This is a genomic window from Mesorhizobium sp. M0496, from assembly GCF_040321205.1.
Classification (GTDB): domain Bacteria; phylum Pseudomonadota; class Alphaproteobacteria; order Rhizobiales; family Rhizobiaceae; genus Mesorhizobium.
The window spans coordinates 1-23,441 of sequence record NZ_JAMYRC010000043.1 but is presented as its reverse complement, the minus strand read 5'-3'; the positions used below and the strand labels follow the sequence as shown (position 1 = coordinate 23,441).

At 64.3% G+C, this 23,441-nt stretch carries 22 protein-coding genes; 9 read left to right on the top strand and 13 right to left on the bottom strand.

Going from position 1 to position 23,441, the window contains the following annotated elements:
- Positions 1–130: 130 nt before the first annotated feature.
- The 6 genes from NKI73_RS27300 to NKI73_RS27275 form a co-directional block, all read right to left on the bottom strand.
- The gene (locus NKI73_RS27300; RefSeq protein ID WP_352634274.1) at positions 131–787 is read right to left on the bottom strand and encodes a methionine ABC transporter permease; all 657 of its coding nucleotides are present in this window, start codon (positions 785–787) and stop codon (positions 131–133) included.
- Positions 768–1,865, bottom strand: coding sequence for a methionine ABC transporter ATP-binding protein (locus tag NKI73_RS27295; RefSeq protein WP_352634272.1), 1,098 nt, complete (start codon positions 1,863–1,865; stop codon positions 768–770). The genes NKI73_RS27300 and NKI73_RS27295 overlap by 20 nt, the downstream gene beginning before the upstream one ends.
- Before the next feature lie 91 nt (positions 1,866–1,956).
- Positions 1,957–2,811, bottom strand: coding sequence for a MetQ/NlpA family lipoprotein (locus NKI73_RS27290; protein WP_352634270.1), 855 nt, complete (start codon positions 2,809–2,811; stop codon positions 1,957–1,959).
- A 252-nt stretch (positions 2,812–3,063) separates the two neighbouring features.
- A complete protein-coding gene (locus tag NKI73_RS27285; RefSeq protein ID WP_352634268.1) occupies positions 3,064–4,551 on the bottom strand; it encodes an aldehyde dehydrogenase in 1,488 nt (495 codons plus the stop codon).
- On the bottom strand, positions 4,548–5,750 hold the full coding sequence (locus NKI73_RS27280) for a cytochrome P450 (protein ID WP_352634266.1): 1,203 nt from the start codon (positions 5,748–5,750) through the stop codon (positions 4,548–4,550). Before NKI73_RS27280 ends, NKI73_RS27285 begins: the two co-directional genes overlap by 4 nt.
- 47 nt (positions 5,751–5,797) lie before the next feature.
- Positions 5,798–7,243 carry an APC family permease gene (locus NKI73_RS27275; protein ID WP_352634264.1) on the bottom strand — a complete coding sequence of 482 codons (1,446 nt, stop codon included), beginning with the start codon at positions 7,241–7,243 and terminating at the stop codon, positions 5,798–5,800.
- Between the two features lie 155 nt (positions 7,244–7,398).
- Here NKI73_RS27275 and NKI73_RS27270 point away from each other — a divergent pair, with 155 nt between their 5' ends.
- The 6 genes from NKI73_RS27270 to NKI73_RS27245 are packed head-to-tail and all read left to right on the top strand — an operon-like array spanning position 7,399 to position 13,844.
- Positions 7,399–8,169, top strand: coding sequence for an IclR family transcriptional regulator (locus NKI73_RS27270; protein WP_352634262.1), 771 nt, complete (start codon positions 7,399–7,401; stop codon positions 8,167–8,169).
- A complete protein-coding gene (locus NKI73_RS27265) occupies positions 8,169–9,455 on the top strand; it encodes a Tm-1-like ATP-binding domain-containing protein (protein WP_352634261.1) in 1,287 nt (428 codons plus the stop codon). The genes NKI73_RS27270 and NKI73_RS27265 overlap by 1 nt, the downstream gene beginning before the upstream one ends.
- Positions 9,452–10,114, top strand: coding sequence for an HAD family hydrolase (locus NKI73_RS27260; protein WP_352634259.1), 663 nt, complete (start codon positions 9,452–9,454; stop codon positions 10,112–10,114). Before NKI73_RS27265 ends, NKI73_RS27260 begins: the two co-directional genes overlap by 4 nt.
- Before the next feature lie 19 nt (positions 10,115–10,133).
- Positions 10,134–11,483 (top strand): aminotransferase class III-fold pyridoxal phosphate-dependent enzyme, encoded by a 1,350-nt coding sequence (locus NKI73_RS27255; protein WP_352634257.1) that lies wholly within the window; start codon positions 10,134–10,136, stop codon positions 11,481–11,483.
- A 34-nt stretch (positions 11,484–11,517) separates the two neighbouring features.
- Positions 11,518–12,825 carry an aminotransferase class III-fold pyridoxal phosphate-dependent enzyme gene (locus NKI73_RS27250; RefSeq protein ID WP_352634256.1) on the top strand — a complete coding sequence of 436 codons (1,308 nt, stop codon included), beginning with the start codon at positions 11,518–11,520 and terminating at the stop codon, positions 12,823–12,825.
- The gene (locus tag NKI73_RS27245; protein ID WP_352634254.1) at positions 12,822–13,844 is read left to right on the top strand and encodes a phosphotransferase enzyme family protein; all 1,023 of its coding nucleotides are present in this window, start codon (positions 12,822–12,824) and stop codon (positions 13,842–13,844) included. Before NKI73_RS27250 ends, NKI73_RS27245 begins: the two co-directional genes overlap by 4 nt.
- Before the next feature lie 25 nt (positions 13,845–13,869).
- Here NKI73_RS27245 and hpaH read toward each other — a convergent pair whose 3' ends face one another.
- From hpaH to NKI73_RS27220, 5 genes are all read right to left on the bottom strand, one after another.
- The gene (gene hpaH / locus NKI73_RS27240) at positions 13,870–14,676 is read right to left on the bottom strand and encodes a 2-oxo-hept-4-ene-1,7-dioate hydratase (protein WP_352634252.1); all 807 of its coding nucleotides are present in this window, start codon (positions 14,674–14,676) and stop codon (positions 13,870–13,872) included.
- Positions 14,673–15,545 (bottom strand): fumarylacetoacetate hydrolase family protein, encoded by an 873-nt coding sequence (locus NKI73_RS27235; protein ID WP_352634251.1) that lies wholly within the window; start codon positions 15,543–15,545, stop codon positions 14,673–14,675. The genes hpaH and NKI73_RS27235 overlap by 4 nt, the downstream gene beginning before the upstream one ends.
- A gap of 237 nt (positions 15,546–15,782) precedes the next feature.
- Entirely contained in the window at positions 15,783–16,763 is a 981-nt protein-coding gene (gene hpaD, locus NKI73_RS27230) for a 3,4-dihydroxyphenylacetate 2,3-dioxygenase (RefSeq protein WP_352634249.1), read from the bottom strand.
- 14 nt (positions 16,764–16,777) lie between these two features.
- Positions 16,778–18,295: a 5-carboxymethyl-2-hydroxymuconate semialdehyde dehydrogenase gene (gene hpaE / locus NKI73_RS27225; protein ID WP_352634247.1), complete on the bottom strand. Its 1,518-nt coding sequence runs from the start codon at positions 18,293–18,295 to the stop codon at positions 16,778–16,780.
- Between the two features lie 11 nt (positions 18,296–18,306).
- Positions 18,307–18,693, bottom strand: coding sequence for a 5-carboxymethyl-2-hydroxymuconate Delta-isomerase (locus NKI73_RS27220; RefSeq protein WP_352634245.1), 387 nt, complete (start codon positions 18,691–18,693; stop codon positions 18,307–18,309).
- Positions 18,694–18,907: 214 nt separating this feature from the next.
- On the opposite strand from NKI73_RS27220, the gene hpaR reads away from it, so the two are divergent.
- Positions 18,908–19,303: a homoprotocatechuate degradation operon regulator HpaR gene (gene hpaR, locus NKI73_RS27215; protein ID WP_352634315.1), complete on the top strand. Its 396-nt coding sequence runs from the start codon at positions 18,908–18,910 to the stop codon at positions 19,301–19,303.
- 273 nt (positions 19,304–19,576) lie between these two features.
- Here the strand turns inward: hpaR and NKI73_RS27210 are convergent, their stop codons facing one another.
- Together NKI73_RS27210 and NKI73_RS27205 are read right to left on the bottom strand one after the other, a co-directional pair.
- Complete coding sequence (locus tag NKI73_RS27210) at positions 19,577–20,086, bottom strand: flavin reductase (protein WP_352634243.1); 510 nt, start codon at positions 20,084–20,086, stop codon at positions 19,577–19,579.
- A 6-nt stretch (positions 20,087–20,092) separates the two neighbouring features.
- The gene (locus NKI73_RS27205) at positions 20,093–21,637 is read right to left on the bottom strand and encodes a 4-hydroxyphenylacetate 3-hydroxylase N-terminal domain-containing protein (RefSeq protein WP_352634241.1); all 1,545 of its coding nucleotides are present in this window, start codon (positions 21,635–21,637) and stop codon (positions 20,093–20,095) included.
- Between the two features lie 91 nt (positions 21,638–21,728).
- On the opposite strand from NKI73_RS27205, the gene NKI73_RS27200 reads away from it, so the two are divergent.
- Together NKI73_RS27200 and NKI73_RS27195 are read left to right on the top strand one after the other, a co-directional pair.
- Entirely contained in the window at positions 21,729–22,598 is an 870-nt protein-coding gene (locus NKI73_RS27200) for a helix-turn-helix domain-containing protein (protein ID WP_352634240.1), read from the top strand.
- Positions 22,599–22,816: 218 nt separating this feature from the next.
- The gene (locus NKI73_RS27195; protein WP_352634238.1) at positions 22,817–23,305 is read left to right on the top strand and encodes a hypothetical protein; all 489 of its coding nucleotides are present in this window, start codon (positions 22,817–22,819) and stop codon (positions 23,303–23,305) included.
- The last annotated feature ends 136 nt before the right edge of the window (positions 23,306–23,441 follow it).

The window sequence follows — 23,441 nt, the reverse complement described above, 5'->3', positions numbered from 1 at the left end:
GCTGCGTTCCACGACTAAGGTCGCGGCATGGATCCTCGGGTCTCCGCGACGTCGCTTCGCTCCTGCTTCGCCCGTGGATGACGAAGTCGTGGGGCCTCGCCCCCATCCTGTCCGAGCCTAATTAGCGGGCTCACCCCCTCCGGTCCAGCCTCGCCACCAGACGATCCCCTACCCACTGGATGCCGCAGACCAGGATGATCAGCACGATCACCACGGCGATCATCACCGAGGTCTCAAAGCGCTGGTAGCCATAGCGGATGGCGAGGTCGCCGAGGCCGCCGGCGCCGATGGCGCCGGCCATGGCCGACGCGCCGATCAGCGTCACCAGCGTGACCGTGAAGCCGGCGACGATGCCGGGCAGGGCTTCGGGCACCAGCACCTCGCGGATGATCGTCCAGCGGTTGCCGCCCATGGCGCGCGCCGCCTCGATCAGGCCGTGGTCGACCTCGCGCAGCGACACTTCGGCGATGCGCGCATAGTAGGGCGTGGCTGCGATCGACAGCGGCACGATCGCCGCCCATGTGCCGATCGAGGTGCCGACGATCAGTCGCGTCACCGGGATCAGTGCCACCAGAAGGATGATGAAAGGCACCGAGCGGAAGCCGTTGATGACGGCGCCGAGCGCCCGGTTCACCCATAGGCTCTCGGCAATGCCGCCGCGTTCGGTGGCGATCAATGCGAGCCCGAGCGGCAGGCCGAACACCAGTGAGATGAAGCCGGAGGCGGCGGTCATCAGCACGGTTTCCCAGATCGAACGCAGCAGAAGCTCAAACAGGACTGGCGACATGGCCAAGCACCTCCACCCGCGCCTGGCGGGCCTTCAGGAATGTGATGATTTCGGCGAGATGGGTTGCATCGCTGCCGGGAACAGAAAGGAACAGTGTGCCGACGGGCTGCTGCTGGATATGGTCGATGCCGCCATGGACGAGGCGGAAAGAGCCTGGAACAGCAGTGGCAAGATCGGACAGCAGCGGGCCGCTTGCCGCCTCGCCAGCCACGTCGACGCGCAGGATCGTCTCGGCGCCGGCCGCGGGCAGCAGCCGGGCTGTCAGCTCGGCCGGCAGTTGCGGCCTGATGGCGCCAAGCAGGCTTCTGGTGACGTCCGAGCGCGGGTCGGCGAACACCGACCAGACCGGGCCTTCCTCGACGATGCGCCCGGCATCGATCACCGCCACGCGGTCGGCGATCGAGCGGATCACCTCCATCTCGTGGGTGATCAGCAGGATGGTCAGGCCGAGCTGCCGGTTGATATCCTTGAGCAGCGCGAGGATCGACCGCGTCGTCTCCGGGTCGAGTGCCGAGGTCGCCTCGTCCGACAGCAGCAGCGCTGGCCGTGCGGCGAGCGCCCGGGCGATGCCGACACGCTGCTTCTGGCCGCCCGACAGCGACGCCGGATAGGCTTTTGCTTTCTCGGACAGGCCGACGAGATCGAGCAGTTCGGCGGCGCGTGCCAGTCGTTCGGCTTTGGGACGCCCTTCGATCTTCAGCGGCAGCGCCACATTGTCCTCGACCGTCTTGGCCGACAGCAGGTTGAAATGCTGGAAGATCATGCCGATGCGCCGCCGCAGCGGCTGCAGGTCGCGCTCGCCGAGCCGGCTGATCTCGCGGCCTTCGATGAACACCTCGCCGGAATCTGGCCGCTCCAACCCGTTCAGGCAGCGGATCAGCGTCGATTTGCCGGCGCCGCTGCGGCCGATGATGCCGAGGATCTCGCCCTTGCGCACGGTCAGCGAGATGCCGTCGAGCGCCGCCGTCACACCGAAGCGGCGCTTCAGATCGACAAGGCGCACGACGTCCTGAGACGCACCGGGCCGGGCATGGGTCGGATCGGCGGTCTCCCCGGATGCCGTGATATGCTGGTTCATGAATGTTCCTGTTCTCGAAAACGCAATCGCGGCCCGCGCCTGGGCGCGGACCGCTGTTGCTCTCGAACCGGGCTTCCGGCCGAGGATCGGATCAATAGGCGCTGAGGCCGGTGCCCTTGTAGACCTTGTCGAACTCGGCCTTCACAGCCTCGTTCTGATAGGAGGCCACCAGCGTCTTCACCCAGGCCTCGTTTTCATTGCCGGCCTTCACCGCGATGAAGTTGCGGTAGGGGTTGTCGGCAATGGGCTCCTGTGCGATCCGGTTTTCCGGCGTCAGGCCGCTTTTCAGCGCCCAGTCAGTGTTGACCACGGCGGCGTCGAGATCCTCTACCGAGCGGCCGACGATGCCGGCGTCGAGTTCCTTGATCACCACCTTCTTCGCATTCTCGGCGATGTCGGCGGTGGTGGCCAGAATGCCGGTGCCGTCCTTCAGTTTGATCACGCCCTCGTTCTGCAGCACGCGCAGCGCCCGGCCTTCGTTGGACGGGTCATTCGGCACGCCGATGACCGCGCCCTCGGGCAGGTCGGCGACCTTGGTGTACTTCTTCGAGTAGAGGCCGATCGGCCAGACGCCGGTGTAGCCGACGCGGACGATGTGATAGCCTTGCGTCTTGATCTGGTTGTCGAGATAGGGCTGGTGCTGGAAGGCGTTGGCGTCGATCTCGCCCCGCTCCAGCGCCTCGTTGGGCTGGGTATAGTCGTTGAACACCACGGTCTCGATGGCGAGGCCCTTTTCGGCCGCCTGGGCGACGACGACGCGCCAGACATCCTCATCCTCGCCGCTGATGATGCCGACCTTGATCGCCTTCTTGTCTTCGGCGAACGACGCATTGGGCGCCATCAGGCTGCCGATCGCGACGGCCGAGGCAAACAGCAGAGCAAGGCCACTGCGCCGGTTGAGGGGTGACCAAAGGGAAGATGGCAAAGTGTCTTTGAAGTCGGTCATGATTGATCTCTGCGGTTGTGAAGTCATGCGGCCAAGCCGACTGCCTAGCCTTGGTTACATCGTCAGAAATTCTATCGATTATATCAAAGAACGTGTTTCGCCGTTCTCGTCAAAGCCGGGAATATTCTCTCAAAAATTTCAACGAAGAGAGAACAAGACCGGCGCTCGGCGGACCGCAGCCGGATGCAAGGCGATCCCGGGCATCTCGGTGAGAAGGTCAGATTCGGAAGGAGATCAGCGCTGCGGTCGGTCTCAAAGCGCGATCCACGCGGTCTTGAGCTCCAAATATTTCTCCAGCGCGTGCAGCGACTTGTCGCGGCCGAAGCCGGACTGCTTGACGCCACCGAGCGGCACGGTGATGTCGGCGCCGCCATAGGTGTTGACGTGGACGACGCCGGCATTGATGGCCCGCACCATGCGGTGCGCGGTGGAAAGGTTGGCGGTCCACACCGCCGAGGCAAGCCCGTAGACGGTCGAATTGGCAAGCCGCACGGCCTCCTCCTCGGTCTCGAAGCGCATGACGCCGAGCACCGGCCCGAACACCTCCTCGCGCGCAAGCTGCATGTCGTGCGTGACGTTCTCGAATATGGTCGGCGCCATGTAGCTGCCGCCGGTCTCTGTCAGGATGCGTTCGCCGCCGGTGACCAGATGGGCACCTTCCTCGGTGGCCTTGACGACGAAGCGGAGATTCTTCTCCAATTGTTCGGCGCTGGACACCGCGCCGACGTCGCTGGCGAGGTCGAGCGGATCGCCGACTTTCAGCCGCGTGGTTGCCAACAGCAGTTCGTCCATGAAACGATCATAGACGGCCGCCTGGACCAGAAGGCGTGAGCCGGCGACGCAGACCTGGCCGGAGTTGCGGAAGATGCCGTTGGCCGAGACGATCGCCGCCTGCTTCAGGTCCGGGGCGTCGGCAAACACGAGGTTGGGCGACTTGCCGCCGAGTTCGAGGAAGACGCGCTTCAGATTGGACCGCGCGGAGTATTCGAGCAGCCGCCGGCCGACCGGCCCCGAACCGGTGAAGGCGATGGCGTCGACATCCATATGCAGCCCGAGCGCCTCGCCGGTGACCGCGCCACGGCCGGTGACGACATTGAGGACGCCGGCGGGAAGCCCCGCCTCGCTGGCCAGCTCCGCCAGCCGAAGCAGCGTCAGCGAAGCAATCTCCGGCGGCTTGACCACCACGCAATTGCCGGCGGCCAGCGCCGGCGCGATCTTCCAGGCGCCGATCATCAGCGGAAAATTCCATGGCACGATGACGCCGACGACGCCGAGCGGCTCCTTGTGGATCAGCCCGAGCACATTGTCGGCCGTCGGCGCGATCTCGCCATAGATCTTGTCGATCGCCTCGGCGTAGTAGCGGATGGTGCCCGCCGCGGAGAGCGGTTCGGCCTTGTAGGCCATGCCGATCTCGGTGCCGTTGTCGCGCACACCGAGCACGGCGAGTTCATCGGCATGCTGTTCGACCAGTTCGGCAAACCTCGTCAGCACCTTTTTGCGGAAGGCGGGTGCTGCGCGCGACCACGAACCCTTCTCGAACGCCTTGCGCGCCGACTTGACGGCACGGTCGATGTCGGCGGCATTGCCGTCGGCGATGCTGGCAAAGGGCCGGCCGTCGATCGGCGACGTCACCGGCAGAGAGGCGCTACTTGTTGCCTCGGTCTGTGCGCCATCGATGAACAAGCCCCGCGCGCCGATCTCCGTCTTGCGCAGCGTGTCGATGGCATTCTGACTGATCATTGGCGACGGACTCCCAGGGAAACATGCAATGTGGTTGGCGCCCGGAACTCCCAGCCGCGAAACACCGGTTCCTGGCCCGGCACCAGGCTGAGATCGGGGAAGCGCAGGAGCAGCAGCCTTACCGCAAGGCACATCTGCTCGCGTGCGAAAAACCGGCCCGAACAGAAATGATGGCCGAAGCCGAAGGCGGCATGGTTGCCTTCGTCGCGGTTGATGTCGAAGCGGTCGGGATCGGCAAAGCGGCTCTCGTCGCGGCTTGCCGAGGAGACAAGTGCCGCGACGGCGGCTCCTGCCGGGATCGTCACGCCGCCAAGCTCGACCGCCCGCGTCGTCTGCCGCGTCTGCGTGCCGATCGGCGCCACCCAGCGCAAGCCCTCGTCGACAGCCTTGGGCACGAAGGTCTCGGGATTGTCCAGCACCTGCCGCAACTGCCCGGGATGCGCCAGCAGGCCGGCGAGGATCGAACCGGCGCCATGTCCGGGCTCCTGCATACCGCCAAGCAGGATGACCTTGATGCTCGGCATCAGGAAGTCGATCGGCCGTGTCGTGCCGTCCGGCATGCCGTCATGCAGCATATGCGACAGCGCGGAGTCGTCAGGCGCACGCGCAAGCCTCTCCAGCGTCGGCAAGATGGCGTTCCCGACCTCGGCGCTGATCGCATCGGCGATTTGCTGCCGCTTCGGGTCGTTCTCGAAATTGATGGCGCCTTGGGCGAGGCCATAGAACCAGCGGCGCAGCGTCAGCATGTCGATGTCGGCAAGGCCCAGCGAGCGCGCCAGGCTGAGCGTCGACACCGGCTCGAAATAATCGGCCATCAGCTCGGCCGAACCGCGCTCCGCAATTTGGTCGAGAAAAGGTTCGGCGATCGACCGCACGAGGTCGCCGGCATAGGCGGCGACGGTGCGCGGCCGGTATTTAGGATCGACGCCCTGTCGCAATTGCTTGTGCGTCTCGCCATCGGTGGTCAGGATGGTCGGCTTGCCGAAGGAGCGCTCGACCGGCGACGAACCGACGACGGCGGAGAAGATGTCGGGAGACTTGGCGACGCTCTCGACATCCTTCCAGCGGGTGACGAACCACAGATTGACCGCCGGCACGAAGGCGACTGGCGCGCTGCGCCTGAGCTCGGCATAGATCGGGTAGGGATCGGCTTCCAAGGCCTCGACGGTGATATTCTCGGCAAAGCTCAAGGCCGCCACTCCTTTGCGGTGAGGAGGGCGGCTTAACCGCCCCTCCTCTGCTTCCGTCAATCCTTCAGCGGCTGGCCGAGATTTTCGAAGGCTTTGGGATCGCGGCTCTTCAAGGCACTGGCCAGCAGCAGGCCGACCACCGCGGCGATCAGCACCAGTCCTGGCAGGAATACGCCGAGGAAGCCGCCGGCTCCCGACAGGCTGCCGAAATTGATGACGATCAGGTAGATGATGATGACGAAAGCAATGAAGGTCAGCCCGGGCAGGATGGTGGTCTTCAGCGCGTTCTCCTGGGCCGGATTGGCACGGAAGAACATCACCACGGCAAGCGAGGCTACCGCCATCATCACGATGACGCCGAGCGTCGCGACATTGGTCAGCCACGAAAACAGCGCCAGCACCGGATCGAGGCCTAGCACCGCGAACAGCCCGACGACGATTGCGGCGAGTACGCTCTGGATGACCGAGGCGACATGCGGGCTCTGGTGCACCGAATGCGTCACGCCTATCGTCTGCGGCAACAGCTTCTCGCGGCCCGAGACATAGATGTAGCGGGCAACCGCATTGTGGAACGCCAGCACGCCGGCAAACAGGCTCGACACGAACAGGATGCTCATCGCCTGCGACAGCACCGTTCCGGCGTAGCGGTCGGAGAGGCCGAACAGGAAGGTCGTCGGATCCTGCAGCCCCTGCAGCGTCGGCAGCAGCTTGTCAACGCCGGCGCCGACCGCCATCAGCCATGCCGTAAGCATATAGAAGACGCCGATCAGCAGGACGGAGAAATAGGTGGCGCGCGGAACCGTGACTTCGGGCTCACGGGCTTCCTCGGCATAGATGGTCGTCGCCTCGAAGCCGATGAAGGCGGCAAAGCAGAACAGGATGGCGATGGCCGGCGCGCCTGATGTGATCTGGTGCCAGCTGAACGGTGCCGCCGACAGGCCGCTATCGCCACCGGTCTTGAGGATGGCGATGTCGAGGACCAGCACCACCAGATATTCGCACAACACCAGCACCGTCAGGATCTTGGCCGACAGATCGACCTGGCGGTAGCCGAGCACGGCGACCAGCGCGATGGCGATGAAACTCCACACCCACCAGGGCAGGTTGATGCCCCAGCCGGCGAACAGGCCTGATGTGGCCGCACCCAGCAAGCCCATGACGCCGATCTGCATGGCGTTGTAGGACAGGATGGCGATCAGCGCCGTGGCGCCGCCGGCCAGGCCGCCAAGCCCGCGTGCCGCATAGGCATAGAAAGCGCCGGCATTGCCGACATGACGCGACATCGTCACATAGCCGACCGCGAACAACAGCAGCAGGATGGTGACGATGAGATAAGTGCCGGCAAAGCCGGCGCCATTGCCCATCAGCATGCCGAGCGGCGTGCCGCCGGCGACTGCCGTGAGCGGGGCTGCCGCCGAAATCACCATGAAGGTGATGGCGCCGACGCCAAGACTGTTCTTACGCAGCCTGTTGGCCGGCGCCTGTTCCGCAACTGCTGACATTGGTCCCTCCTGTTGATGGCCGATCGGCCTGTCCCACGCGCTCTGGATATCGGTTCATTATTTGAACCCTTATTTTGAATATAGACTTGCAAACAAAGCGACTTCCTGTCAAGTTAATTCACACGTTAAATGATTGCAGAAGTTTGGAGGCTGAGTTGGGCACCGTCGGCAAGGCGATTTCACTTCTGGAGCTGTTCACCGTCGACGAGCCCGAACTCGGACTGTCCGAACTGGCGCGCCGCTCGGGCTTCGACAAGGCAACGACGCGGCGGCTGCTGATGTCCCTGACCGGCCATGGTTTCGTCGAGCAGGATGCCGGCACGCGGCATTATCGCCTCGGCGCCGGCCTGTCGCGGCTGGCGCGCATTCGCGAGGCGCGCTTCCCCTTCCTGCAGACAGCGGTCCCCCTCGTGCGCGACCTCGCAAGCTCGACGGCCGAGACCGTGCATCTATCGGAATTCGGCGTCGAGACGCTGGTCACCGTCCATGTCGAACATCCCGCGCGGTCAAACCGGGTCAATGTCGATATCGGCCAGCTTCTCCCCTTGCATTCGACCGCCTCTGGCATCGCCTATCTGGCCTTCGCCCGAGCCGAAACCGTCAGGGCATGCCTGACGGGTTCGCTCAATGCCTTCACCGCGCATACGCTGATCGAGCCGGCCGACATTTCCAGATCCATTAGCGAGACGCGCGATCGCGGCTACTCGATCTGCGATCAGGGTTTTGAAGAGGGCGTCATCAGCGTCGCGGCGGCAATCCGTGCGGCGGATGGGTTTGCACTCGGCACGATCGCGGTGGCCGCTCCAAAGGCCAGGACAAATGCGGCTGACATCGCGGAGCGAGGGCTTGCAGTCATGACCGCGGCACGGGAGATTTCGATGCGCCTCAATGGCGAAAACCTGCAAACACTGAGGAGGCAGGCCTGATGTCTGCAGACACGGCAACGGCGCCCCGTATCCTGGTCATCGGCACGGGTGACACCAAGGCCGACGAACTCAAGTTGATGAGAGAGTGCATCGAGGCATCGGGTGGCAGCGCCGTGATGATGGATGTCAGCGTGCTGGGCGACCCGCCCTACAGCCCGGATCACGACAAGCACGCCGTTGCCCGCGCGGTGGATGTGACGATATCGGAGATCGTCTCGAGCGGCGACGAGAACACCGCCATGACGCTGATGGCCGGCGGCGCCGTGCAGCTGGCGCGCAAGCTTCACCAAAGCGGCGAAATCGACGCCTTCATCGCCATCGGCGGATCGATGGGAACCGATCTGGCGCTCGACGTGGCGCTTTGCCTGCCGCTCGGCGTACCGAAATTCGTCGTCTCGACCATCGCCTATTCGCACCTCATCCCGCCCGAGCGTGTCGCCCCCGACCTGATGATGATCCTCTGGGCGGGTGGGCTGTACGGTCTCAACAGCATCTGCAAGCTGGTCCTGTCGCAGGCCTGCGGTGCGGTCGTCGGGGCGGCCAGGATCGTTCTTGCGTCGCGCGCCGCGGCGCAGGCTACGGGGCCGACCATCGGCATGACCTCGCTCGGCAGCAGCTGCCTGCGCTACATGAAGACACTGAAACCAGCGCTTGAGCGGCGCGGCTATGACGTGGCCGTGTTCCATACCACCGGAATGGGCGGCCGCGCCTTCGAATCGATTGCAGGACAAGGGCATTTCTGCGCCGTCTTCGACTTCAGCCTGCAGGAAATCACCAACCATCTCGCCGGTTCTGTCGTCAGCTCCGGTGCCGACCGGCTGGAGAATGCCGGCGCCCGCGGCATTCCCCAGATCGCCGCCCCTGGCGCAGTCGATATGGTCGACCTGCCGACCTGGCAGGATTTGCCGGCTAAATTCTCGCAACGACCGTTCCATGCCCACAACAGGCTTATCGGCTCGGTCACTGTCGATGCCGACGATCGCCGTCAGGTCGCCAGGACCATTGCCGCCAAGCTCGGCGCCTCGAAAGGGCGCTCAGCCTTCATCCTGCCATCCGGCGGTATCCAGGAATGGGACGTGCAGGGCGAGCCGCTTTACGAGCCCGAAGCTCTCGCCGCCTTCGCTGATGAGATGCGCAGGGCCATTCCCGCCGACGTCGAGTTCCACGAGATCGACGCCCACATCAACAGCGATGACTTCGTGGTCAAGGCGCTCGAGATCTTCGACCGCTGGGTCGAGGAAGGCATCATCCCGCGCGGCATTCCGGTGAAGGGGGTGGCCGCGTGAGCGGTGTTGCGGCCCAGGCGCTGGTCCTCGATTTCGGCGGCGTCGTCACCCGCACGCTGTTCGAGACGCATGCCTTGACCGAACAGGCGCTCGGCCTCGCGCCGGGGACGCTGCAATGGCGCGGGCCGTTCGATCCCGACAGCGATCCGCTGTGGCGTTCGATGCAGGCCGACGAGATCAGCGAGCGCGACTACTGGCGCACGCGGACGAGCGAGGTCGGCAGGCTCGTCGGCGAGGACTGGCAGGCGATGGAGACCTTCGTCCAGCGCGCGCGGGGTGCCGAGCCGGAAAAGGTGGTGCGGCCAGAGGCCGACCGCGCCATCCGCGCCGTCCACGCGGCCGGTTTTCGCCTGGCGATCCTGTCCAACGAGCTCGACCTGTTCTACGGCGCCGACTTCCGCCGACGCCTGCCGTTGCTCGACCTGTTCGACACAGTCGTCGACGCCAGCTACACCGGTATCCTCAAGCCCGACCCGCGCGCCTATGGCTTCGTCACCGAGGCGCTCGGTCTGCCTGCCGGTGCTTGCGTCTTCGTCGACGACCAGCAGCGCAATGTCGACGGAGGTCGCGCCGCCGGCATGCGCACGGTTCATTTCGACGTTGCCCGGCCAGCACTTTCCTATGCCGAAGCCCTCGGCCATTTCGACCTCGTCCTCTGAGACCACTGCGGAGCCTGCCATGCGCGATATCAATTTCCTCACCGAGACGAACGCCAAGCCGATCTGGCATCCGATGGCGCACCCGGCCGAGATGCGGGCCAACCCGCCAAAGGTGATCATGAAAGGCGAGGGCGTCATGGTCACCGACATCGCCGGCAACATCGTGCTCGATGCCGTCGGCGGCTTGTGGAACGTGAATCTCGGTTACAGCTGCGACCCGATCAAGAAGGCGATCGCCGACCAGCTTGGCGTGCTGCCTTACTATTCCGGCTTTCGCGGCACCTCGACTGGGCCGTCGATAGAGCTCGCCTACGAACTCGCTGAATGGTTCGAACCTGAAGGCATGGTGCGGACCTTCTTCACCTCGGGCGGCTCGGATTCGGTCGAAACGGCACTGCGGCTGGCCAGGCAATATTGGAAGATCCGCGGCCAGGCCGACCGCACCAAATTCCTTGCCCTGAAGAAGGGCTATCACGGCACGCATTTCGGCGGCGCCTCGGTCAACGGCAACGCCAATTTCCGTCGCAACTACGAGCCGCTGCTGCCCGGCGTCTTCCACATTCCCGCACCCTGGACCTTCCGGAACCCCTTCGACGAGACCGATCCGGCGCGGCTGGCAAGACTGTGCGCCAGGGCGCTGGAGGACGAGATCGCCTTCCAGGGCGGCGACACCATCGCCGCTTTCATCATGGAGCCGGTTCTCGGCGCCGGCGGTGTCATCGTTCCGCACGAAACCTTCATGCCGCTGGTGCGCGAAATCTGCGACCGCCACGAGATTCTTTTGATCGCCGACGAGGTGGTGACGGGCTTCGGCCGCACCGGTGCATGGTCGGGCTCGCGGCTGTCCGGCGTGAAGCCGGATTTCATGACCATCGCCAAGGCGATCACCTCGGGCTACTTCCCGCTCGGCGCCACACTGATTGGCGCCAAGGTGGCCGACGTCTTCGAGGCGGATAAAACGAGCTTCGGTGCGATCGGTCACGGCTATACCTATTCCGGTCACCCGGTCGGCTGCGCGGCGGGGCTGGCTGCCCTTGCCGAAACCAAGCGCTTGCGCCTGAACGAGAACGCGGCTGCGCGGGGTATCGAACTGGCGGCTGTGCTGGAAGGGCTGAAGGCGAAACACGCCATCGTCGGCGACGTCCGCTACAAGGGCCTGATGGCGGCGCTGGAATTGGTCTCGGACCGAGCGACGAAAAAGCCCGCCGACAAGAACACCATGGCCTTGGTTTCGGAGGCGGCCTACGAAGCCGGCGTCATGCTGCGTGTCTCCGGCAACGCCATCATCCTGTCGCCGCCGCTCATCATCAGCGCCGCCGATGTCGCGAAGATCGGCGAGGCGCTGGACGCGGGCCTGTCGAAGGTCTGACGGTTAGCTGACACAACGGGGTTTCGATACGCAAATGGTTAGATCGCAGGAAAAAATAGCCGAGGAAGCGCTGGTTAGCCGGCGTTCCCGACTGCTCGGCGCAAAATCGCAATTGTTCTATAACGAGCCCGTGCATCTGGTGCGCGGCGAAGGAGTCTGGCTCTACGATGCCGACGGTCGCAGATATCTCGACGCCTACAACAATGTTGCCCATGTCGGCCACTGCCACCCGCATGTGGTCGAGGCCTTGTGCCGGCAGGCAAGCCTGCTCAACACCCACACGCGCTACCTGCACACCGCCATCCTCGACTATGTCGAGCGGCTGACCGCGACCTTCGATGCCAGACTGTCCACAGCCATCCTGACTTGCACCGGCAGCGAGGCCAACGACATCGCGCTGCGCATGGCGCAGGCGACATCAGGCCAGATGGGCATCATTGCCACCGACGCCACCTACCACGGCAACACGACGGCGGTTTCGCAGCTCAGCACCCGCATGCCGCCGGTCGGCGGCCGCGCCCGCCATATCAGGCTGGTGCCGGCGCCGGACAGCTATCGCCACCCGGATGCGATGGCCAACGGCAAGGCCTTTGGCGACGCGGTGCGCGAAGCGGTTGCCTCGCTGGAGCAGGACGGCATCGGCTTGTCGGGCATGATCCTGTGTCCACTGCTCGCCAATGAAGGCTTCCCGGCGCTTCCCAACGGCTTCTTCGACGACGCCGTTGCGGCGGTGCGCCAAGCCGGCGGCCTGGTCATCGCCGACGAGGTGCAGCCCGGCTTCGGCCGCACCGGCAGCCATTTCTGGGGCCATCAGCGCGCCGGCTTCGTTCCTGACATCGTCACCATGGGCAAGCCGATGGGCAATGGCCATCCGGTCGCCGCCGTGGTCACATCAAGGGAGATATTGGCAACCTTCCGCAACGCCTTCCGCTACTTCAACACCTTTGGCGGCAATGCGGTCTCCTGTGCGGTGGCCAATGCCGTTCTCGATGTCATCGAGCAGGAAGATCTCCTCCCCAACGCATGCGACGTCGGCGCCTATGCCCTCGGCCTGCTGCGCCCCTTGGCCGACCGGCATGAATGCATCGGCGAGGTCAGGGGCGCTGGATTGTTCTTCGGCGCCGAGCTGGTTCATGACCGCGAGACGCGCGAGCCGGCACCCGACATTGCCGAGCAGGTCGCCAACCGGATGCGCCATCGCGGCGTGCTGATGGGCAAGACCGGCATCCATGGCAATGTGCTCAAGATCCGCCCGCCGATGCCGTTCTCGCGCGACAATGCCGCCTTCCTGATCGGCGTGCTCGACGAGGTGCTTGGCGAAGTCGGCGGAGTGTCGGCGTGAACGCTGTTTCCACGCAATCCGAGCCCGAGACAGAAGCCGATGTCACGGCGCTTGCCAGGCGTGCGCTCGAATATTGGGGCGTTCATGAGGGCGAGCCGGAGCTGCTGAAATTCCGCGAGAACGCGGTCTTCCGCATCCGCTTGCCCGATGGCCAGCCGGCCGCCATGCGCATTCATCGGCTTGGTTATCACACAGATGCCGCCCTGCGCTCGGAACTGCAATGGATGGGTTTTCTGCAATCAGCCGGGATCGCCACGCCGTCTCCGGTCGCCACGCCGGCCGGCGATCTGTTCGTGCTTGTCAGCGCGAACGCTTCGGCCCAACCCCGGCAAGCCGATTGCCTGAGCTGGTTGGAAGGCCGCGCCGTAGGGGCGCGAGGCGTGCCGCTGGACTATACGCCTGAGCAGGCAAGACAGGTCTTTACCGAGATCGGGCGAACCATCGCCCACATGCACAATGTCACAGCAGCCTGGACGCCGCCCGCCGGCTTTGCCCGTCATGCCTGGGACTTTGACGGCTTCTTCGGCGCCAACCCGACCTGGGGCCGTTTCGAGACCTCGCCCTTCCTCGACGGTCCCCGCCGCGAATTGGTTTTCCAGGCACGGGAAAAGGCCGTGAAGGCGCTGTCGGATCATGAACGCAGCGCCCGTAATTTCGGCATCATTCACGCCGATCTGGTGCGCGAGAATGTGCTCGTCCATGACGGCGCGATCCGCATCATCGACTTCGACGATTGCGGCTATGGCTGGCACATGTATGACCTTGCGGTCGCGCTATACCAGAACCGCGAGGAGGCGATCTATCCGTTGATCGAGGCCGCTCTGCTCGACGGCTATCGGCGAGAGCGGGCGCTGACGGCGCAGGACATCGCCGCGCTGCCGCTGTTTTCGGCCTTGCGCGCCTTCGCCTTCCTCGGCTGGGTGCAGAGCCGCATCGAGGGCGACATCACCAGGGATGTCGGCATGCGCATGTCGGCGATCGCTGCCGATGTGGTGATTGCCTATCTGCGCGGCGGATAGCGACGACAGGTCCAGCCGGTGGCCGTCATCCCTTCGCGAAGTGAATGCTGACGGTTCCCGAACTGCCGAAATCGGCAACGATGGTGTCGCCGGGCCGCGCCTCGACCGGGCGCACGAACGATCCCGACAGCACCACCTCGCCGGCCGCGATCGACATGTCGTAGCGGGCGAGCCTGTCGGCCAGCCAGGCAACGCCCATCGCCGGATGGTTGAGCACGCCGGCGCCGAGCCCGGTTTCCTCGACTTCGGCATTGCGCGAGACGATGGCGCCGATCCAGCGCATGTCGGCTTCATCAAGCCGTTGCGGGCGGCCGCCGATGACGATGCCGGCATTGGCGGCATTGTCTGATATCGTGTCGAAGAAGCTGCGCACCTTCTTCGTCTCGGCATTGACGCGCTCGATGCGCGTGTCGAGGATTTCGAGCGCCGGGGTGATGTAGTCGGTGGCGTTGAGCACGTCGAAGATCGTCACGCCGGGACCCTTCAGCGGCGCCTTCATGACGAAAGCAATCTCGGCCTCGACCCGTGGCTGGATGAAACGGCCGGCAGGCACCGTTGCGCCGTCACTGAAGAACATGTCGTCGAACAGCACTCCCGAATCCGGTGTGTCGATTGCAAGCGCATATTGCATCGCCTTGGAGGTCAGGCCGATCTTCCAGCCCTTCGGCTTTAGCCCGGCATCGATCTTGCGCGTCACCAGCGCCGCCTGCACGCGATAGGCGTCCTCCATCGTCGCCTCGGGAAAATCGAGGCTGAGCAGGCGGATCTGGCGGCGCGAACGCTCGGCCTCGAACAGTCTTGCCGCGGCGTCTTCCACCTGTTCCGGGGTCATTGTGCTGCCTCGTCGACGACGCCGTTTTGCAGCACGCCGATGCCGTCGGCCTCTACTTCGATCACATCGCCAGGCGTCAGCCAGATCGGCGGGTCGAAGCGGGCGCCGGCACCCGTCGGCGTGCCGGTGACGATGACGTCGCCCGGCACCAGCGTGGTGAAGGTCGAGATGTAATTGATGATCTTGCGGAACGGGAAGATCATCCGGCTGGTGCGGTCCTGCTGCCGGACCTCGCCATTGACGCGTGTAGTGAGTGCGATGTCGGCGATCTGCGCCTCGTCGGTGAATGGCACCAGCCAGGGGCCGATCGAGCCGCTGCGGTCGAAATTCTTGCCTTGCGTCACGTTGAACTTGGCATGCCGCACCCAGTCGCGAATTGTGCCCTCATTGCACAGCGACAGTGCCGCGATGTGGCCGAGCGCGTCGGTCTCCGCGATGCGCCGGCCGGCCTTGCCGATGACGATGACGACCTCGCCTTCATAATCGAGCTGTGGCGATTCCGGCGGCCGCACCAGCGCAGCGCCATGGCCGACGAAGGAGCGGGGGAAGCGGATGAACAACGACGGATTCGAAGGTGCCGCCTGGCCGTCCTTGTACTCCTCGTTGCGGTCCGGATAGTTGACGCCGACGCAGATGATCTTTTCCGGCGATGGAATGGGAATCTCGTAGGCGATGGCGTCGAGCGGAAAATCGGCGGCGAAGGCCTCGGCCTCTTCCGCCAGCCGCCTCAAGGCGCCGGCCTCGATCACTTCGCGCAGCGTCGGCCACTGGCCGTAGCGCGCCGACAGGTCGACGACGCCCTTGCCTGATATCGCGCCATAGCGCGCCTTGCCGCCGACGGTGAAGGTGGCGAGCCGTGAGGGGGTCATGTTGCGGCTCCACCGCTGATTACGGGCAAGGTTGGAGCTCTACGGCGCCCCCCTCTGTCCTGCCGGACATCTCCCCCACGAGGGGGGAGATCGGCTGGCCGCGCGGTCGGCGCTTTTCTTGCAGCATTGAAAATTGGCGAAGGCAGCGATGATATCCAATCTCCCCCCTCGTGGGGGAGGTGTCCGGCAGGACAGAGGGGGGCGCGAAGGAACGCTGTCATCGATTAAAATCCCGGTTTACGGCGCAATGATCGGCGATGCCGCCAAATCCGGCTGGCGTGCCTTGGCGCCCGCAAACACACTGCCCTCCTCGAACCAGCTTTTCGGCGCCGGCGCGCCCCACAGCGTCTGGCGCTGCGGGTCCTTGAGGTCCCACTTGATCGGCTCCAGGTCTGGATCGACCGTCTGGTAATCCGAACAGTAGATCTCGATGCGGTGGTTGTCGGGATCTCTGACATAAAGGAAGAAGGCGTTGGAAATGCCATGCCGGCCGGGGCCGCGTTCGATGTTCGGCAGATAGCCGGTCGTCGCCATCAGGTCGAGCAGGTCGATGATGTTGAGCGGCGTCGGCACCCAGAAGGCGACGTGATGCAGGCGTGGCCCGACGCCGTTGGTGAAGGCGATGTCGTGCACGCCGCCCTTGCGATGCGTCCAGGCTGCCCACAGCTTTCCGGTTGCAGCGTCCTCGGTGTATTCGGTCACCCGGAAGCCGAGTTCGCTGTAGAAGGCGACGGACTCGTCGACATTGGGCGAGAAGCAGTTGAAGTGGTCGATGCGCAGCGGTTTCACGCCCTTGTAGAGAGCATATTTCTGATGGATCGGCGGCAATCGTTCCATCTGGGCATAGAATTCGAGCGGAATGCCGTGCGGATCACGGGTGCGGAAGGTTCGCGACTGGTAAGGTCGCTCGACCCATTCCACAGGCAGGCCCTTGCCCCTGAAGAAGTGCTCGGCCTTGTCCAGATCCTCGTCCGAGAAGACCTTGAAGCCAAGGTCGCGCGCCTCGGCTGCTGCCGCCTTCTTCAGCACGATGCAATGGTGCCCGCGCTCCTCCAGCGCCCTGAGGTAGATGGTGTCTGATGTCTCGTCGGTGATCTGCAGGCCGAGCGTGTCGACATAGAAGGCGCGGGATTTGGCGAGGTCGGTGACCGCCAGCTCGACATGGCTGAGGCGCACTATGTTGAAGGCGGGATAGAGATTGGGCTTGGGCAAAGGCATCTGATTTCCTCCGGTCAGCCGCCGAGTTTCTGGATCGCGTGCGCCGTCGTCGCGAAGGCTATGTTCTTCGTCTCCATGTAGAAATCGAAGGAGTGATCGCCGCCGTCGCGGCCGATGCCGGAATTCTTGACGCCTCCGAATGGGGTCGGCAAATGCCGCACATTCTCCGAATTGACCCAGATCATGCCGGCATCCAGCGCATCGGTGAAACGGAAGGCGCGGGTCACGTCCGAGGTCCAGAGATAACCGGTCAGGCCGTATTGCGTATCGTTGGCCAGCGCCAGCGCCTCGGCTTCGTCGCTAAATGGAATGGCGCTCAGCACCGGTCCGAAAATCTCCTCCTGCGCGATGCGCATGCCGTTCGAGACGTTGGTGAACAGGGTCGGGCCGACATAGCAGCCGCCGCCCGGCCCATCGACCTTGCCGCCGCCGACAGCGAGCGTAGCCCCTTCCGACCTGCCGATGTCGATATAGGACAGCACCTTCTTTTCATGCACCGGATGGATCAGCGGCCCAACCACCGTTTTCGGATCGAGCGGGTGGCCGACGACGATGCGCTTCGCCCTCTCCGCGACTTTGGCGATGAAGCTCTCATAGACCGAAGCTTCGACCAGCAGGCGCGAGGACGAGGTGCAGCGCTCGCCATTCAGCGAATAGATCATGAAAACGGCGGCGTCGGCGGCGCGCTCGAGATCGGCATCGGCAAAGACGATCACCGGGTTTTTGCCGCCGAGCTCGAAATGCACGCGCTTCAACGTGTCGGCGCCCTGTTTCATGATCATCGAGCCGGTGCGGCTTTCGCCGACAAAACCGATCGCCTTGATGTCGGGATGTTCAGTCAGCGCCTTGCCGGCATCTTCGCCCAGGCCGTTGACCAGGTTCCAGACGCCTTTCGGCAGGCCGGCCTCCTCGGCAATCTCGACCAGCAGGCGGGCGGTCAGCGGCGAGAATTCAGCCGGCTTATGAACCACGGTGCAGCCGGCCGCCAGCGCCGGCGCGATCTTCCAGGTCGACAGCATGAACGGCGTGTTCCACGGCGTGATGATGCCGACCGGGCCGATCGGCACCCGCGTGGTCATGTTGACCTGACCGGATGTCCGCAGCGTCTCGCCGTCGCGCGCCTCGGGCGCGCGGTCTGCGAAGAAGCGGAAATTCTCGGCGCCCCGCAACGCCGCCTTGGCCATGAACTTCAGCGCCTGGCCGGTGTCCATGCATTCGACGAAGGCGATTTCCTCGGCACGCGCTTCGATCGCGTCGGCGATTTTGTGCAGCAGCTTCTTGCGCGCTTCACCCGGCATGGCGGCCCAGGCCGGGAACGCCGCCTTTGCCGCCTTGGCGGCGCGGTCGATGTCGGCGGCACCGCCGCGCGCGACGCGTGCCAGCGGCTTCAGGTCGACCGGCGACAGCGTTTCGAATGTCGCGCCGTCGAGTGCCGGCACCGCTTCGCCGCCGATCTGGTTCAACACGCCATCGCGCTTGAAGCGGGCCAGATAGGCCTCGGCCTTGTTCAGATTGCCTTGCAGGTCGGACATATCGGGTTCCGTCACTTGCCGCGCAGTCGCGGGTGGATTGCGTTTTTCTTCCAGCTCTGCACCGGGTCGATTTCCCGGATCTCGAGCGACAGGGCGAAATGCGGCGTTTCGAACAGCGCGGCCAGATATTCGCTCACCGCCGCGAAGACGGCATCGCCGGTCCGCTTCTTGTCTTCAGCGCTGCGCCCGCTTCCGATGCGAAACGACATGTCGAGGAAGGCGTTTTCCGGCAGCCTGTCGGCAATCGCGTATGCATCGGCGCGAAAGGCCCGCACCCGCACGGCGCCGATCTCGAACAGCCCGGTGTTCAGCACGGTGCGCAACACCAGCGCGCACAATTCGCCCATATCGACCTCGGCATCGAGATTGGCCGAATACTCGATGGAGAAGTGAGGCACGGCGTTTCGTTTCCCTGGCTTATCGCTTTGTTGTAGTTAACGCGTTAATTACATGCAGCGTCGGCGAAGTCAAGTCTTGCATCGGGCCTGGCGCAACGATACGGGATGGAAAGGTCGGGTTTAGCGCGCGGTCCATGCTGGCCAAGTCCCCGTTGATGACCGCGATAATGGGACGTTCTTCTTGCTGCCTGAAAACACTCGTCGTTCCCTGCCGATGGCGTTGCTTCATGCCCGCGAAGCGGTGATGGCGCGGTTTCGCCCGATGCTTGCGGCGCATGACGTGACCGAACAGCAATGGCGTGTGCTGCGTGTGTTGAGCGAAGCCGGTCCCGTCGAGGCTACGGAGCTTGCCGATCGCGCCTCGGTGCTGCCGCCCAGCCTGACGCGCATCATCAAGGCGCTCGAGGGACGCAAATTCATCACCCGCAACAAGGCCGAAGGCGACGGTCGCCGCGTCGTGCTGACCATCGCACCGGCCGGCTCCGCTCTGATCGATGCGCTTTCGCCCGAGCGTCGCGTCATTTATGACGACATTGAACAGCGCTTTGGCCACGACAGGCTGGAACAGCTGCTCGACCTGCTGGAGAGCCTGATCGACGGCGAGAGCTGAGCCTTATACATAGCCTCGGATATTGGCGAGACCCCATCGATTCGTCATCCTATGGCGGAGCAAGGAGCGAAGCGACGCGGCGCAGACCATAGGATCCATGCCGGGATTCCTGAGCGCCGCCACGGTTCAGAATTCTGCACCGCTGCGCCCTACGACTGTGGTCGCGGCATGGATCCTCGGGTCTCCGCGACGGAGCTTCGCTCCTGCTTCGCCCGTGGATGACGACGTTAGGAAGGCTTCGCCTCCATCCTCTGTCAATGCCGTCAATTGCGCTCACCCGCCAAAGCTGCCAAGCCGCGTCGGCTGCGTATAATTGCGATCGACATAGAGCAGGGCCGAGCTGCCGCTGCCGTGCCGGACATCGATGACGCGGCCGATCATGACATTGTGCGTGCCGACGACATGCACATCCTCGATCTCGCAATCGAAATTGACGATCGCATCCGACAGCGCCGGCGTGCCGGAGGTCAGCGTCTGCCACCGCGCCGCGGAGTAGCGTGCTTCCATGTCCCTGGTTGCGCCTGCGAACTTTCCGGCCAGGTGCATGTGGTCATGCGTCAGCACGTTGACGCAGAAGCGCCGGTTGGACAGGAACAGGGCGGCCTGTGTCGAACGTCCGTTCATGCACACCAGCAGCGTCGGCGGCTCGTCGGAAACGCTGCACATGGCGGTGGCGGTGAAGCCTCCGCGTCCTGCCGGCCCGTCGGTGGTGACGATGTTGACCGGCGCGCAGACCCTCGCCATGGCGTCGCGGAAATCGGTTTTCGAAATCTGCGTGGCCATCTGATTTCACCCGGCCGGGGAGGAAAGCGGATCGTGCCAGGTGTCTCCCGTCCAGCCGTTCTCGTCATAGTCGGCCATGCAGGTATCGACCAGTTCCTCCATCGCCTTCAGCCTGCCGCCGCGCTCGGCGCCCTTCAGCACCTGCAGCCGCACCTCTTCCGGCGCGCCGGCATAGTTGAGTTCGTAGAGTGCGTGGCGGCCGCCGAACTCGGTGCCGGTCGCGTCCCACAACAGCTTCATGATCTTGATGCGTTCGATGTGGCCCATGTCGTTGGAACCGCGCACATATTGCGCCAGATATTTGTCGATCTCGGGATTGTTGAAGTCGCGCACCGACGACGGCAAGTAGATCAGCCCCGAGGCGATCACCCGGCGCACGGTGTCGATGACGCGCGGATAGGCTTCCGACATGAAGGTCCGGTAGGCAAGCGCCGCCTCCAGATTGGGCAGCACCGCGCCATTCGCCCACGGGATCGGATTGTAGGCCATGGCGTTGGAAAAGCTCCAGAACATGTGCCTGAGCGCGATGACCTCGCCCAGTGCCGCCTGGTTACCGCGGAAGGCATCCCCGCCGGTGGCGCGCAGCGCCTTCGCCAGCAGGCCGGCGAGGAAGTCGAGCTTGACGGCGAAACGCGTGCAGCCCTGAAAACAATAGCCATGCATGAAGCCGGACGCCGGATGGAAGGACAGGATCTTTTGCGCGTCGCGCAGCACCAGCACGTCCTCCCAGGGGATGAAGACATTGTCGAGCACCAGGATCGCGTCGTTCTCGTCGAAGCGCGACGACAGCGGATAGTCGAAGGGCGCCGCCACCGTGTTGGCCGTCTGCTCGTAGGAGACGCGGCAGAACATCTTGATGCCCGGCGCATTCATCGGCACGATGAACATCACCGACAGCGACGGATCCTCGGTCACCGTCGCTGACCCTTGCGCCAGGAAATTATAATGGGTCAGCGCCGAGGACGTCGCCACCACTTTGGCGCCGGACACGTAGATGCCGGCGTCGGTCTCTTTGGTGATGTGAACGAAGACGTCCTTCACCTGTTCGGCCGGCTTGTGGCGGTCGATCGGCGGGTTGACGATGGCGTGGTTCATGAACAGTGCGGCTTCCTGCGCACGTCTGTGCCAGGACAGAGCGTTGTCCTTGAACGGCCCGTACCAGTCGGCATTGGCGCCGAGCGTGTTCATCAGAGCCGCCTTGTAGTCGGGCGTGCGCCCCATCCAGCCATAGGACATGCGCGACCACTCGGCGATCGCCGTTTGCTGGGCGACAAGCTCGGCCGAGGATTTGGCGGCGCGGAAATACTTGTGGGTGTAGCCGCCCGAGCCGGTGTCGGTCGGCGAGGTCAGCGTGTCCCCCCGCTTGGCGTCATGCAGCGCGTCGTAGAGGCGCGCCAGCGACCGCGCCGAATTGCGCATCGAAGGGTGCGTGGTGACGTCGGCAATGCGTTCGCCGTTGATATAGACCTCGCGGCCGTCGCGCAGGCTCTCCAGATACTCGGCCCCGGTGAACGGGCGCCCCTTGTCGGTACGGAAATCTTCTGACCGCATGATGCTCCTCCTCTTGAGGAGCAACCCTAGCGCCCCGTGCATGGATCGGTTATGGACGGAACGGCAAAACGATTGGACTTTTTCCGGCGCCATGAGCCAGAGTTCCATCCCCGATTTCTTCGTCTATGGCGAGCCGGTGCGGCCGCTCGATGTGGGTTTCCTGCATGTCGAGACGGTTCTTGCCCGCAGCAATATCCATCTTGGTCAGGTCGCAGCGCACAAGCACCCGCAGATGGGCCAGATCACCTACTGGACCAGCGGCTCCGGCACCTACCGCATCGAAGACCGGTCCTGGGACTTTTCGGCGCCCGCCGTCAGCTTCGTGCCGAGCATGATCGTGCATGGCTTCTCGATCGGGCCCGGCACCGACGCGATCGTCGTCTCGGTCGCCGACGACGCGCTCGCGGCAATCGCCAGTCACAGCCTGCTGCCGCTGGACCGGCCGGTCTTTGCCGACGGCCTGCCGCAACACGCGGCGTGGACGAGACTGGCAGCGGTGCTGGAGATGATCGCCGCCGAATACGCCGAGGCGCAGGCCGGCAATGACAGGGTCCTGCCGGCGCTGATCGCCGTCGCGCTCTCCCACATCGCGCGCCTCAGTCCCGGCGGGACCGCCTCCGCAGCCTCTTCCGATGCTTCGCTGGCGCTGGAGCTGCGCCGGCTCGTCGATGCGCATTTCCGCGACAACTGGTCCGTCGACCGCTACGTCGAGGCGCTGGCCACGACGCCGCATCTCCTCGACAAGGCTGCCCGCGCGGTACTGGGCACCGGCGTCAAGCGCGTCGTCAGCGAGCGGCGGCTGCTGGAGGCCAAGCGGCTGCTGCTGTTCACCGTGCGTACGGTCGAGGACATCGCCTACGAAATCGGCTTCGACGACCCGGCGTATTTTTCAAGGTTCTTTCGTGAGCGGGCCGGCGATGCGCCTGCCGCCTGGCGGCGGAAGCAGTTGCAAGGGCATTGACCAGATGATCATTGGATGCGGCCCTTGCAACTCGCATCCGGGTTCCGACCACCGCCCCCGGCGCACTTCCCGCTTCTTGCGCCATGGCGCGTTAGGCTCCCGGCCGCCGGCCATGATGCAGCCGTGGCCACGTTTTCGTGAGGCTGCACGGGTTGATCCAAGCGCCTGTTTGCCTAGGTAAAAGGAGCGGCGGGCGCCACGCAAATCCCACAGTCGGTATGACATTTTCCTATATTCGAAAGCTTGCACTTCCTGTTCTCTTCGTCGGTGTCCAGTCCTCCTGCGTCATTCCCGACGATACGTCGCGCATCGCCAAGGTTGACCCCACGGTGGCGGCGGCTCGTAAGGAGATGGTCGGCCTCAGCGAAGCCGACGTCCGGATGTGCGCGGGGTTTCCGACCGCTACCGCGGACGCTGGCCGATCGAGCCAGATCTGGACCTATAAGCGCGTCGTTCAGCGCGGCAATCTCAGCGTTGTCGTCCCGACCCTGGCGGTCGGTGCGATCCCGGCGGTCGGCGGCTCCGTCAATGTCGCTCCAGGCGGTTATTGCGACACGCAAATTCGAATGGTCGACGGCCGCGTCGCCGAAGTTGCCTATGCCGGCGACAACAATCTGCCGAACAGCCGCGACGCGCTTTGTGTCAGCACGGTGGATGCCTGTGTGGCCTATGCCCGCCAACACAGTCAGAGGCCGGCGGCCAGATAGCTGGCGGCAACGAGACAGCGATGGCAGGCAGTGGATGATGCATGCGGACATCCAGGGGAATCGCTTCAGGTTAACGTTGATTTTTGACGGATGAGATTTTCGAGATAATCGGCGTTGAGATTGGCGAGTTTTCGTC

Bases quoted from the DNA above. Each gene is read 5' to 3' on its own strand.
- NKI73_RS27300 (WP_352634274.1), bottom strand. From the start codon at position 787: ATGTCGCCAGTCCTGTTTGAGCTTCTGCTGCGTTCGATCTGGGAAACC.
- NKI73_RS27295 (WP_352634272.1), bottom strand. From the start codon at position 1,865: ATGAACCAGCATATCACGGCATCCGGGGAGACCGCCGATCCGACCCAT.
- NKI73_RS27290 (WP_352634270.1), bottom strand. From the start codon at position 2,811: ATGACCGACTTCAAAGACACTTTGCCATCTTCCCTTTGGTCACCCCTC.
- NKI73_RS27285 (WP_352634268.1), bottom strand. From the start codon at position 4,551: ATGATCAGTCAGAATGCCATCGACACGCTGCGCAAGACGGAGATCGGC.
- NKI73_RS27275 (WP_352634264.1), bottom strand. From the start codon at position 7,243: ATGTCAGCAGTTGCGGAACAGGCGCCGGCCAACAGGCTGCGTAAGAAC.
- NKI73_RS27265 (WP_352634261.1), top strand. From the start codon at position 8,169: ATGTCTGCAGACACGGCAACGGCGCCCCGTATCCTGGTCATCGGCACG.
- NKI73_RS27255 (WP_352634257.1), top strand. From the start codon at position 10,134: ATGCGCGATATCAATTTCCTCACCGAGACGAACGCCAAGCCGATCTGG.
- NKI73_RS27250 (WP_352634256.1), top strand. From the start codon at position 11,518: ATGGTTAGATCGCAGGAAAAAATAGCCGAGGAAGCGCTGGTTAGCCGG.
- hpaH (WP_352634252.1), bottom strand. From the start codon at position 14,676: ATGACCCCGGAACAGGTGGAAGACGCCGCGGCAAGACTGTTCGAGGCC.
- NKI73_RS27235 (WP_352634251.1), bottom strand. From the start codon at position 15,545: ATGACCCCCTCACGGCTCGCCACCTTCACCGTCGGCGGCAAGGCGCGC.
- hpaD (WP_352634249.1), bottom strand. From the start codon at position 16,763: ATGCCTTTGCCCAAGCCCAATCTCTATCCCGCCTTCAACATAGTGCGC.
- hpaE (WP_352634247.1), bottom strand. From the start codon at position 18,295: ATGTCCGACCTGCAAGGCAATCTGAACAAGGCCGAGGCCTATCTGGCC.
- hpaR (WP_352634315.1), top strand. From the start codon at position 18,908: ATGGCGTTGCTTCATGCCCGCGAAGCGGTGATGGCGCGGTTTCGCCCG.
- NKI73_RS27210 (WP_352634243.1), bottom strand. From the start codon at position 20,086: ATGGCCACGCAGATTTCGAAAACCGATTTCCGCGACGCCATGGCGAGG.
- NKI73_RS27205 (WP_352634241.1), bottom strand. From the start codon at position 21,637: ATGCGGTCAGAAGATTTCCGTACCGACAAGGGGCGCCCGTTCACCGGG.
- NKI73_RS27200 (WP_352634240.1), top strand. From the start codon at position 21,729: ATGAGCCAGAGTTCCATCCCCGATTTCTTCGTCTATGGCGAGCCGGTG.
- NKI73_RS27195 (WP_352634238.1), top strand. From the start codon at position 22,817: ATGACATTTTCCTATATTCGAAAGCTTGCACTTCCTGTTCTCTTCGTC.